This is a genomic window from Chitinophaga sp. YR573, from assembly GCF_900110995.1.
In the GTDB taxonomy this organism is placed as follows: domain Bacteria; phylum Bacteroidota; class Bacteroidia; order Chitinophagales; family Chitinophagaceae; genus Chitinophaga.
Genome location: NZ_FOJF01000001.1, coordinates 2,225,062 through 2,237,586, shown reverse-complemented (window position 1 = coordinate 2,237,586; position 12,525 = coordinate 2,225,062). Strand labels below are relative to the sequence as shown.

Sequence of the window (12,525 nt, the reverse complement as noted above, 5' to 3'; positions counted from 1 at the left end):
AAGGTACTGTATGCAAATTTTGCCATTTAAAGATCACAAGCCACGACCTGCTGTAAAAGATAAAAAATCATTGATGAAAAAAGGTGTATTCCTCTGTCTGCTGCTGCCAGTTATTTATATATTGCCCGCTATTGCCCAAATCAGAACACTTACAGGCAAAGTAACTTCCGATAGCAGTGGAGCTCCGTTACCGGGTGTAACTGTACGCATTAAAGGTTCCACTTACCGTATTGCCACCGGAGAGGATGGCACATTTTCTATTCCTGTTGGTGGTGCACAGGAATTGATCTTCTCCATGGTAGGTTATGCCAATAAACAACTGAAAGCAGATGCTGCTACCACCTGGCTGGATGTAAGGTTGAAGCCAGATCAGTCCAGACTTTCCGAGGTTGTGGTAGTTGGTTACGGACAGCAAACACAACGCTATACAACAGAAGCGGTATCCGTACTGAAATCTGATGTAGTGGAGAATGTTCCGGCCATTACTCCGCAGCAGTTATTGCAGGGACAGGCAGCAGGTGTGCAGATGACGAATTCTTCCGGTTTACTGGGAGCTGCTTCTTTACTGCGGATACGTGGGGCTGCGTCCATTACAGCAGGTGGACAACCGTTATTTGTAGTGGATGGCGTGCCTTTGAGTGATGGTCAGTATAGTACGCTCTATAGCGGAGGAGCAGCACTGAATCCCTTGTTGGAATTGAATCCTGATGATTTCGAATCCATTACTATATTAAAAGATGCGGCAGCTGCTGCTATCTATGGTTCAAGAGGATCTAACGGGGTTGTACTTATAAAGACAAAAAGAGGTGCTACCAATAGTAAAACAAAGGTGCAGCTGGATTATTATACAGGCTGGGCAAAACCTACGAATACGCTGAAGGTATTGAATGCAGATGAGTACCGTAATTACTATAATGATTATATCACAAAGGTAACCGGCAGGCCAACCGTAGATTTCCCTGCAAAAGGATTTGACTGGGCCGATGCAGTAAAAAGAACAGGCAAAACGAATAACTATTCGCTTTCTGCCAGTGGCGGAAATGATAAAACGAAGTTTTACCTGGGAGGCAGTTACCTGAATCAGGAAAGCTTTGTTATCGGGAATGATCTGAAGAAACTGACTGGCCGTTTGAACCTGGAACATAGCATGAGTAAACGGGTGCATTTTGGTGTGAACTTCACCACTGCTTATACAGATATGGACCGCATTCTTGTGGAAGGTGATCTGGTGGCACCTTTCACTGCAGGATACCTGAATACACCTTTTACACCTGCATATACTGATGACGGACAGTTTGCTGATCCTGCCAATAATGCACTGGCTGTAGTGGGGTTAAACAGGAATAAATATTATACCCGTCGTAATACCGGTAACGCCTATGCGACAATTAACATCACAGATCATTTATGGATAAAAAGTGACTGGGGTATTGACCAGTTACAAACAGAAGAACGTTACCGCAGATCTGAAAAGATTACTCCCGGTGGCGCTGGCGGACGTACTATCTGGCAGGATAATAAATGGTTAACTACGAACAGTCTGAATTATGAAAAAAACTTTACGCAGGACCATCACATTGAATTGCTGGCAGCGCATAGTTTTGAGACGGCCCGTTATGATGATATCAAAGTAAGTGGCAGTGGATTTACCAGTGATAAGTTACTGAATGTGGGATCTGCTTCTGTACCTGTTACTACTTCCGCAACAGGAAAAGAGTGGGCGTTGGAATCGTATATCTTCAGAGCAAATTACCGGTACAAGGATAAATATATGGCGGAAGCCTCCTTTAGAAGGGATGGATCTTCCCGTTTTGGCAGTAATAAAAAGTATGGTGATTTCTGGGCTGTTTCTGCGGGCTGGGTAATATCGCAGGAGCAGTTTATGCGCTCTGCAGACTTTATTAATTATCTGAAGCTGACGGCCAGTTATGGTGTTACAGGCAATGACCGCATTGGTTATTATGATTACCTGGCATTATATACTGCCGGCACAGATGCCAACTATGCCGGACAACCAGGATTAAGACCTACACAGGCGAGCAATCCTAACCTGGGATGGGAATCTACTGGTCAGTTAAACATCGGACTGGCAGCGAATGCACTGGATAACAGACTACAACTGAATATTGATTATTACCGCAAGAATTCGAAAGACGTTCTGTTATATGTAGCATTTCCTTCTACTACCGGTTTTGGTTATGGTACCAAGAATTCCGGCAAGATGCAGAACAATGGTGTGGACCTGCAAATAACAGGTGTGGTTGTTAAGAACAAAGATTTTGAATGGACAACCTCTTTGAATGCAGGGTATCTGAAAAATATAGTAACACAGTTGCCATCTGATACGAGAGATGAAGAAGGGAGGAATTTTATTATAGGTTCGTATAACGGACAACGTGCAATACAGGGTTATTCACTGAACTCATTTTATCTGATAAGATATAAAGGTATTAATGCGGAGACAGGTGATCCTGAGTGGTATACCAAAGATGGTAAGGCCACAACAGCACCTACGAGCAATGACCAGGTAATAGCCGGCAGTGCTCTGCCGAAATTCACGGGTGGATTTAATAATACATTCCGGTATAAACATTTTGATCTGGGTATAAACTTCTATTTCTCTACCGGTAATAAAGTGATGTTATCAGAATTCCAGTATCTGGATAATCCTACTTATGGATTAAATGTAAGCAAGGACCTGCTCAATTACTGGAAGCAACCAGGAGACAAAGCATTTGCACCTTCCGCTACAAGTGCGTCCTGGAGTAGTCAGAATAATATTGCACAGGTGTCTACCGCGCAATTATTTGATGGATCTTATCTGCGTTTAAAGACATTGACGCTTGGATATAATCTGCCAGCCGCGTTACTGAGCAACACACATGTATTAAACAGTGCGCGTGTGTATGTACTGGGGCAGAACTTATGGACAGCCACTAAAAAAGGATTCCGCGGAGCAGATCCTGAAGTCTCTGGATACGGCTCTAACGGGCAGGTAGCAGGAGAATCATTCTTTTCACTTCCTCAGCCTAAAACAATTACTATAGGCGTTAACCTGGTATTTTAAAATGTACACAATGAACCGACATAATATATTGATATGGTTCCTGGCTGGAATCACTGTGACAGGGATCTTTTCCTGTAGCGACAAACTGGATCTGGAACCGGAGCAGGCTATTTCTTCCGGAGAGGTATTCACTTCCGGCAGTACTGCGTTAAGTGCTTTATATGGTGTATACAGCCGTTCCCAGCGACTGGAAGTATTCGGTGGTGAGCCTCAGGCCATTGCCGAGTTTATGGCAGATAACGTCAATTACGTAGGAGTACTTGGGATAAAGGACATTGGTACTTTTACAACAGCACCTGGTAATTCCTATGTGAGTGAGATGTGGCGTTTGCATTATGATGCTATTATGGGTGCGAATGCAGTAGTGGATCGTGTACCGGGGATATTGGACCCTTCATTTTCAGATGTGAACCGGAAGATGTATGTGGCGGAGGCAAAATTTATGCGGGCCATTTTATATTTCCAGTTATTGAATCTGTATGCACAGCCTTACCAGGTAGGACAGGGTGCGCAGCCTGGAATTCCGCTGGTGATACAGGCATTTGATGGTACTATTACTTATCCATCCAGGGCAACAGTGAACGAGGTACAGTTACAGATAGAAAAGGATTTGCTGGAAGCGTTGCCGGACCTGGGTGATACGTTTGCGGATGCGGCACTGGCAAGAGGTCGTGCTACAAAAGGAGCAGCTAATGCATTATTGTCCAGATTATATTTATACCGCGAAGAGTGGGATAAGGCGGCTACTTATGCGAAGGCAGTGCTGGATGCACCTTATTATACACTGGCAGGAAATTATAGTTTTTATGATGCGAATTCCGCAGAGGACGTGTTTTCTATTCAGAATACGGATACTGATAATCCTAATACGGGAAGTGGTAGCTGGTCTACCTATTACCGTCCGGTAAGTGCAGGCGGAAGAGGCGATTGTCCTTTTACGGATGAATTGATACAGGCATTTGCGCAGGAAGCGAATGATCTGCGTTATGCGATGAGTGATGAAGGAACGGCCGCTAACCGTGAGGTGCGCCGGTTTTCACTGAAGTTCCCGAATGTATCTACCAGTAAGGATAATGCACCACTGATAAGGGTTACTGAAATGTACCTGAACCGTGCGGAGGCGCTGGCAACATTAAATGGAGTGAACCAGGAATCTATAGACCTGATGAATAGTCTGCGTGTAAGAGCCGGTCTGGCAGTATGGGATATCAACAGTTTTGCGAGTGGAACAGACCTTATTAATGCGATCTTAAATGAAAGGCGTAAAGAGCTTTGTTTTGAAGGACATCGCAGAATGGATTTGCTGAGAAGAGGATTTTCTTTACGTACAGCAGATCAAGATAAGAAGGCTGGGGCTGATAGAGTAATTTTGCCTATACCACAACGTGAAATAGATCTAAGTCCGGCTTTGAAGGGGCATCAGAACCCTGGTTATAATTAAATTTTTTTGATAATGAATGAGTTAGTGTGAAAAGATAACACTAAAATTGTATGCGGATATTAAGGTATTATTAACTAAATTGCACGTAATTACAACAAGAATTTAACATTGACAACAGAATCTAATCCGCGGAACCAAATCGAAAATTTAAATTTGGTAGACTAATTCGTAACTTATAATACTGGGAGACAATTTAGGTTAATGATGTATTGTAGGGATATATTGAGGAGACCCGGGTTACAGATAAAACTAAAATCGTAAAAATCGTACTTATTGCTTATTACTTGAACTGGTGAAATTCCAGCAATTAATTTATTCAACTCTTATTGTTATTGTTTTATTGATCCAACTCATTTTATTCTCTGAATAAATTTCGTTGATAAAACAAATTTTAGCTGAAATGCTATGTGCCTTTTGTTTGGGTATGTAGCAATTTCGGGATTGGTTTACTGCTTGCTTATGATGCGCTTTGATAGCGTGCTGATATACTTATGTTTTTGCTTTTTGATTAGTGTTTGCTTATGACTATTGTTAACAAAATCGTTTATCAAATCAATTATCTTTTATGAAGAAAGGTTTACTCCTATGGCTGTTCGTGGCCATGAGCGTGTTGCACACGTATGCTCAAACACGAACAATTACGGGAAAGGTAACTGATGCCAAGGACGGCTCCGCTTTGCCAGGTGTTTCAGTAGTAATTAAAGGTACTACAAAAGGTACTGTTACTGGCATAGATGGTGGTTATAGTATTCAGGCCACTCCTGAAAATACGCTCGTATTTTCCTTTATAGGTTATACCAACCAGGAACGTCCGGTAGGTAAGAATTCAAATTTTGCGATAACATTATCAACCGACAATAAGCAGTTAAGCGAAGTTGTGGTAACTGCATTAGGTATTACCAGGGAAAAGAAATCACTGGGGTATAGTGTGCAGAGCGTATCTGGTGATGCGTTGGTAAAGTCCGGTGAAACAAATATTATTGAAGGATTAGCATCCAAAGCTGCAGGTGTGCAGGTAATAGGATCCGGTGGTACACCTGGTGCTTCTTCGAAAATTATTATCAGAGGTAATGCTACTTTCTCAATGAGTAACCAGCCATTAATTGTTATAGATGGTGTACCCATTGATAACGAAACAAACGCTACCTCTCAGAGAAATCCGGTATATAATACTGGGTTGTCTGGTGTAAACAATTCCAACCGTGCACTGGATATCAATCCTGATGATATTGCTACGGTTACTATTCTGAAAGGACCTTCTGCTGCTGCATTGTATGGAGCAAAAGCTGCATCCGGTGCTATCATCTACACTACCAAAAGAGGTCGTGCAGGTGCTGTAAAAGTAACGTATGATTTCAATGCAGGTTTTGATAAAGTAAGCAAGTTACCTGATGAGCAAAAAATATATGGACAGGGTAACATTGTAGGTGGTGTGCCTGTTGCACAAACTGGTGTTGCTAACAGCTGGGGACCTCGTATCAGTGATATTCCAACTGCAAATAAAGTATACGACAACACTAAGGATTTCTTCCAGACCGGAACAACTTTCACACACAACGTAGCTGTTACAGGTGGTAATGAAAAGAATACTTTCAGATTGTCTCTGGGTCGTACAGATCAAAAAGGTATTATTCCAACTACAAATCTGCAGAGAACAAATGTTCGTATCACAGTTGATTCCAAAGTAACTGACAGATTAACTGTTGGTGCAACTGCTCAGTACTCAAATACCAGAGGTCAGAAAGCACAGAATGGTAGTAACCTGTCAGGCCCTATGCTGGCAATGATGAGGGCTCCTGCCAACTATAACTTAAGCGATTATAAGAACGAAGATGGTTCCAGCAAAAACTTTGCTCCTTATGATAATGCTTACTGGTCTTTATATAATAACCCCTTCAATGATAATATTGACCGTATCATTGGTAACTTCAATGTTGGTTACAAGATTACGAACTGGTTGGATGCGACTTACCGTTTAGGTGTTGACCAATATTCTGATTCCAGGAAACAGGTTTTTGCTATTGGTTCTCTTTCTGTTGATGACCAGCTGGGCCAGATTGAAGAATATACAATCAAGAATCTGGATTATTATTCTGACTTTATTTTAGGAGCTCATAAGGATTTCAATGATAAAATATCTGCGAGACTGAATCTGGGTGGTAACGTTCGTCAGAATGAGACTTCCACACTGTATTCAAGGGGTAACCAGTTAACAATTCCTAATTATTATAACCTGAACAATGCAGCTGTTTTATATACGGATGCATCAACAGGCCTTGACAGATCTTCTGCACTCTTCTATGATGCAACGGTCTCTTATAACAATATAGTTTTCCTGACTACAACAGGTCGTAACGAGTGGTCATCTACTTTTGGACGGGCAAAGAATAATTTCTTCTTCCCTTCAGTAAGTGCAGCGTTCGTGTTCACTGAAGTATTGCCACAGAATGATATCCTTTCTTATGGTAAGTTACGTGTTGCTGTTGCAGGTGGTGGTAAGAGCCCTTCCCGCTATGCTACTCAGACTACCTATGCTGTACCTACTTTTGCTGATGGATCTACAGATGGTAACTCATTCCCTTTCCTGGGTAAAAATGGGTTCACCTATAGTAATACCTTAGGTAATAACGGCTTAAAACCTGAGCGTTCTACAGAAAAAGAAATCGGTCTTGATTTGAAATTTTTGAAGAACCGCATCAATGTTGAGTTCACTTATTACGATAAATTATCTAAAGATATCCTTGTAAACACCCCGCTCGCAGGTTCTTCCGGATTCCAGGCAATTCTTGCCAATGCCGGTGAAATGAGCAACAAGGGTATAGAAATACTGGCATCTGCTGATGTAATCAGATCAAAAGGATTTGGCTGGAACATTGAACTGAACTTCTCCCATAATAAAAATAAGGTGTTAAAACTGGCTACCGGAGTATCTGAAATTGATGTTGAATCTGCATTCACATCTATCGGTTCTTATGCTATTGTTGGTCAGCCTTATGGTGCATTTTATGGTACCAAATGGGAAAGAGATCCTTCAAGCGGTAAAATCGTAGTAGGTACTAACGGTATTCCTGTTCTTGCTGCTTCCCGTGGAAATATTGGTAATCCATTCCCTGATTGGACCGGTGGTATCAGAAATACATTTACCTACAAAGGCTTTACATTAGGTGCGTTACTGGATGTAAGACATGGTGGCCAGGTATGGGGTGGTACTTATGCAAGGCTGACTTCTATCGGTAAAACTGCTATGACTGCAGACAGAGAAAGAACATACGTAATAGATGGTGTTGTTCTGGGTACTGATGGTAAGTATACTGCTAATACTACAGCTGTAAATGCTAAAACTTACTTCCAGAATATGTACGGTGACCAGGGTGCTGGTTCTGCTACTGAGAATGCTGTATACAGTGGTTCATGGGTGCGTTTACGTGAAGCGTCTCTGAGCTACCGTTATAACATGAAGAATACCAAGATCTTCAATTTCGCAGAGTTAAGCTTTACCGGACGTAACCTGTGGCTGCATACTGATTATCCAGGTGTGGATCCTGAAACCAGCTTAACTGGTGCGGGTTCTAACCTTACCGGGTTTGATTACTTCAACAACCCTGGTACTAAGACTTATGCAATTGGTGTAAAACTGGGATTCTGATCTCTGTGAAAGAATGGTATCATAAAAAACTTTTAACGACCTAGTCATGAAGAAAACAATCATAATACTCTCATTACCTTTTGTGCTGTTAGCCTCAGGTTGCAGTAAATTCGTGGAAGGCTATGATAAGGATCCGAATAATCCATCAGTAGCTACCCCACAACTGGTTCTTTCTGCCGCAGAACTTGGCCTGTATAGTTCATATACCGGACAACTTTCAAGAACTGCCGGTATGTTAACACAACAGTTAGACGGTACTGCCAGTCAACAGCTGGCTGTAACTAAATATTCCATTTTTGAAGGTGATAACGTGAATGACTGGAATAACATTTATAATAATGTTATTCAGCCTGCTAACGACATCATTATCAATTACGGAGCGAACAACGTACATTATGTGGGTGTTGCAAAAGTTATCAAAGCTATGGGCTTAGGACTTGCTACCGATATCTGGGGCGATGTTCCTGCTACAGAAGCAGGTATGGGTCTGATAGATGGTAACGTTACTCCTAAATTTGAAACACAGCAGGCAGTGTACACTTATATCCAGACATTACTGGATGAAGCTATCACTGCGATGAACAGCACAACCGGTGAGAATTTATATACCCTGGGTGCAGATGATTATATCTTTGGACAGAATAGCGCTGATGAGGCTGCAGCACTGGCTAAATGGACAAACACTGCCTGGATCCTGAAAGCGCGTTTTGCTAACCACCTGAGCAAAAAAGATGCACAGGGTTCTGCAACAGAAGCGCTGGCTGATCTGAGTCATGTAACTGACCTGGGTGATGCGAACGCTAATTATGGTTCAAAAACAAACGAACAGAATCAATGGGCTGCATTCGCTACTGCACGTGCAAATGACCTGAGAGATGGAGCTTTCTTCATCGACATGCTGAAAGCAAACGCTGATCCACGTCTGCCTTTCTATGCAGCTGTAGATGCAAATGGTGGTTACAGCGGGTCAATCCCGTCTTCTGAAAATACAGATGCATCCTACGTAGGCCCTTACCTGGCCAGCAGTACATCTTCTGTTCCAATGGTAACTTATGTAGAAGCTTTATTCATTAAAGCAGAAGCAAACCTCAGAGCCGGTAATGCCGCTGCTGCTGCTACTGCTTACAATGAGGCTGTTACTGCCAGCGTAACCAAAGTAACCGGTGCCGCTCCTTCAGCTGCTTTCACACTTGCTTACGCAAGCGAAACAGCTTTGACTATCACCCAGACTAAAATAATGACCCAGAAATACCTGGCATTATTTACTCAGGTTGAAGTATGGTCTGACTGGCGCAGAACTAACATCCCAGGGCTGACACCTAACGTGGCAGAGCAGGCAACTGCAATTCCAAGAAGGTTGCCTACTGTACAGGATGAGAAGAGATATAACGCAGCTAATGTGATTATAGTGACTGATATTTACGAACCAGTTTGGTGGGATAAATAATATCTGACTGATACTTTTTAGAAGGGAGTGTTTCTTATAGGAACACTCCCTTTTTATTTATACGCTCTCTCATAAAAAAGGCCGTACCAGTAATCTGGTACGGCCTTTTTTATAACACTTAATATTTTATTTCAGCAATTCACTCAGCTTAGCTTCCAGTGCTTCTCCTCTTAAACCAACAGCAACAACTTTACCCTGAGGGTCCAGTAACATATTGGTAGGAATAGAATTGATACCATATAAAGGTACTACTGCTGATTCCCAGAACTGAAGATCACTTACATGGTTCCAGGTAAGACCATCTGTTTTGATAGCATCAGCCCATGCCTCTTTTTTCTTATCCAGTGATACACCTAATACGGTAAAGTTCTTGTTCTTGTATTCGTTATATGCCTTTACTACGTTAGGATTTTCCATACGGCAAGGTTTGCACCAGCTGGCCCAGAAATCAACCAATACATATTTACCACGGAAAGAGCTAAGGCTTACCTTTTTACCGGAAAGATCCGGCAGAGAAAAGTCCGGCGCTTCCTGGCCAATCTTAACACTAGTCATATTAGCATCTTCCTGTTCATCGGCACCCATCTGTTGTGCGGCACCTTTCTGTTCTATTTCTGTCAGTTTGCTGGTAAGGCTGGCTAACAGCGTATTGGTAGGGAAGCGTTTTTTAGCATCTGCTACTATACTTTTATCTGCCAGGATGGTTTGTGTATTTACCATGCTCAAAGCAAATACTGCTACTGCCGGAGACTTAGTAGTAGTGGCGGAATGCAGTACATATTGTTCCAGTTCCTTTTCTTTAGCCTGCAGCGCTGCTACTTTTGGTTGCAGTATGCTATCAGGTGTTTTTACCTGGTGAAGACTGTCCAGCGTTCTCATATCATCTGTGAGAGACTTGTTCTTCGCACTTGCTTCATTCAACAGTTGCTGAATTTCTACAGAGGCTTCTGAATTTTCTATTTTAGCCAGTTCCAGGTGATTGAAGTCGCCCTCTATTTCCATCTTACCTGCATCAAGACCCAGGAGAATGAATTTATTGGTCTCTCCAAAGCGGATGCGATATAGTGCCTGCTCGGGAACTATGCCTTTTAAGGTAAACTTGCCACTGGCATCTTTTAATATGACAGTGTCAACTATCTTGGCTTCCTGCAAGGTCAGTTCTTCCAGGTAAACCGTACCCAGTGGGGCGTTATCGATATGTGCTTTAATTTCAAAATCCCCCTTTTCAGTTGGTTGGGAACAGCCAGCCAGTAAAATACCGATGGCTGTGTATAATGCCAGTTTCTTCATATATGATTAATTGTATGTTATTTTAATTTTTCTGCCAGGAGCTGATTCGTGACTTTCGGATCTGCTTTTCCTTTGGAAAGTTTCATGACTTCTCCGACAAATAGTCCCATTAAACCCTTTTTACCGGAACGGAACTCTGCTACTTTGTCCGGGTATTTAGCCAGTACTTCATCAATAATTGGCGAAATACTATCTGCATTATTATCCTGTAAGAGATTCAGACGGGTTGCAATATCCAGCGGACTTGTTTCCGGCTGAAGCAACAGTTCCGGGAAAATGCGGGAGGAAGCTATGGAGAAGCTCACTTTACCATCTTCCACTAACTGGATTAATCCTGCCAGTGCAGTTGCCGGTAAAGGGAATTGAGCCATAGATAACCCCTGCTCATTGAGTGTTGATTTTACAGGACCGATTAACCAGTTGGCTACCGCTTTATGCTTTGGAATGATCTTCACCACCTGTTCAAAATAATCTGCCGTAGGCTTATCATCGCAAACCACGCGGGCATCATAATCTGAAAGCCCGTATTGATGTACGTATTGGTGTACAAGCGCATCCGGCAATTCCGGTAAGGCCTGTCTTATCTTATCGAGGTATTCTTCTGTAAGGTGAAAGGGAGAGAGGTCTGGTTCCGGGAAGTAGCGATAATCATTTGCCTCTTCTTTTGAACGCATGGAGAAGGATGTACCATTACCGGCATCAAAGCTGCGGGTTTCCTGTACAATCACTCCACCGGTTTCTACCAGGGTGATCTGGCGTTTTATTTCTCCCTCTACGGCACGTTTTACGTTGCGTATGGAGTTGAGGTTTTTCACTTCTACTTTAGTGCCCAGTGTTTTTTCCCCTTTCAACCGGATAGATATATTAGCGTCACAGCGCATGCTGCCTTCTTCCATATTACCGTCGCACACATCTAACCAGCGTACCAGCCGGCGGAGTGTGGTAAGGAAGGCATATACTTCATCGCTGCTGTGCAGGTCAGGTTCTGTAACGATTTCGACGAGAGGCACACCAGCACGGTTGTAATCAACCATGGTGTTGTATGGGTCCTGATCATGCATGGACTTGCCGGCATCCTCTTCCAGGTGTATACGGTTCAATTGCACAGATCTTTCACCTGCAGGTGTTGGAATGGTAACGATGCCGCCATTGCAGATGGGAGCAGTATGTTGTGAAATCTGATAACCTTTAGGAAGATCAGGATAAAAATAATTCTTACGGGCAAAGTAATTATTCTGCTCAATGCTGCATCCGCAGGCGAGTCCGAGGCGGACAGCAAATTCAACTGCTTTGGTGTTCAGGCGGGGCAATGACCCCGGATGGCCCAGTGTGATGGGGCTGATATGAGTATTGGGAGCGCCACCGAATGCGGCACTGTCGCCACAGAATAGTTTACTTTCTGTGAGCAGTTGTGCATGCACTTCCAGCCCTATCACTACTTCATATTTATCAAAATCTATGGTTGCGCTCATAATATAAGAATACTAAGTAGCGCAAATATATAAAATGGAAGGTAGAAAGGGGCATCAGGAGTTAAATGACAACAGATTACTGTCAGTAAAAATTCAATAATTTGACCAACGGTATAAAAATTTAACAAAAAATTAGTAATCTTGTATAATAGGTCAATTTGA

The 12,525-nt window shown here is 42.6% G+C and carries 6 protein-coding genes; 4 read left to right on the top strand and 2 right to left on the bottom strand.

Annotation, left to right across the window (positions count from 1 at the left end; translation table 11 throughout):
- Positions 1-10 precede the first annotated feature (10 nt).
- The 4 genes from BMW86_RS09345 (at position 11) to BMW86_RS09330 (ending at position 9,601) form a co-directional block, all read left to right on the top strand.
- Positions 11-3,067, top strand: a complete 3,057-nt coding sequence (locus BMW86_RS09345) for a SusC/RagA family TonB-linked outer membrane protein (protein WP_218149131.1) — start codon at positions 11-13, stop codon at positions 3,065-3,067.
- Positions 3,068-3,077: 10 nt separating this feature from the next.
- Complete coding sequence (locus tag BMW86_RS09340; RefSeq protein WP_089783616.1) at positions 3,078-4,508, top strand: RagB/SusD family nutrient uptake outer membrane protein; 1,431 nt, start codon at positions 3,078-3,080, stop codon at positions 4,506-4,508.
- A 565-nt stretch (positions 4,509-5,073) separates the two neighbouring features.
- The gene (locus BMW86_RS09335; RefSeq protein ID WP_089781161.1) at positions 5,074-8,154 is read left to right on the top strand and encodes a SusC/RagA family TonB-linked outer membrane protein; all 3,081 of its coding nucleotides are present in this window, start codon (positions 5,074-5,076) and stop codon (positions 8,152-8,154) included.
- Between the two features lie 46 nt (positions 8,155-8,200).
- A complete protein-coding gene (locus tag BMW86_RS09330; RefSeq protein WP_089781159.1) occupies positions 8,201-9,601 on the top strand; it encodes a SusD/RagB family nutrient-binding outer membrane lipoprotein in 1,401 nt (466 codons plus the stop codon).
- 126 nt (positions 9,602-9,727) lie between these two features.
- Here the strand turns inward: BMW86_RS09330 and BMW86_RS09325 are convergent, their stop codons facing one another.
- Together BMW86_RS09325 and gatB are read right to left on the bottom strand one after the other, a co-directional pair.
- On the bottom strand, positions 9,728-10,891 hold the full coding sequence (locus tag BMW86_RS09325) for a TlpA disulfide reductase family protein (RefSeq protein ID WP_089781157.1): 1,164 nt from the start codon (positions 10,889-10,891) through the stop codon (positions 9,728-9,730).
- A gap of 17 nt (positions 10,892-10,908) precedes the next feature.
- Complete coding sequence (gatB, locus tag BMW86_RS09320; protein WP_177189206.1) at positions 10,909-12,363, bottom strand: Asp-tRNA(Asn)/Glu-tRNA(Gln) amidotransferase subunit GatB; 1,455 nt, start codon at positions 12,361-12,363, stop codon at positions 10,909-10,911.
- Between the last annotated feature and the right edge of the window lie 162 nt (positions 12,364-12,525).

What these genes read in the sequence shown, in the direction of transcription:
- BMW86_RS09345 (WP_218149131.1), top strand. Translation starts at nt 11, where the DNA reads ATGCAAATTTTGCCATTTAAAGATCACAAGCCACGACCTGCTGTAAAA.
- BMW86_RS09325 (WP_089781157.1), bottom strand. Translation starts at nt 10,891, where the DNA reads ATGAAGAAACTGGCATTATACACAGCCATCGGTATTTTACTGGCTGGC.
- gatB (WP_177189206.1), bottom strand. Translation starts at nt 12,363, where the DNA reads ATGAGCGCAACCATAGATTTTGATAAATATGAAGTAGTGATAGGGCTG.
- BMW86_RS09330 (WP_089781159.1), top strand. Translation starts at nt 8,201, where the DNA reads ATGAAGAAAACAATCATAATACTCTCATTACCTTTTGTGCTGTTAGCC.
- BMW86_RS09340 (WP_089783616.1), top strand. Translation starts at nt 3,078, where the DNA reads ATGAACCGACATAATATATTGATATGGTTCCTGGCTGGAATCACTGTG.
- BMW86_RS09335 (WP_089781161.1), top strand. Translation starts at nt 5,074, where the DNA reads ATGAAGAAAGGTTTACTCCTATGGCTGTTCGTGGCCATGAGCGTGTTG.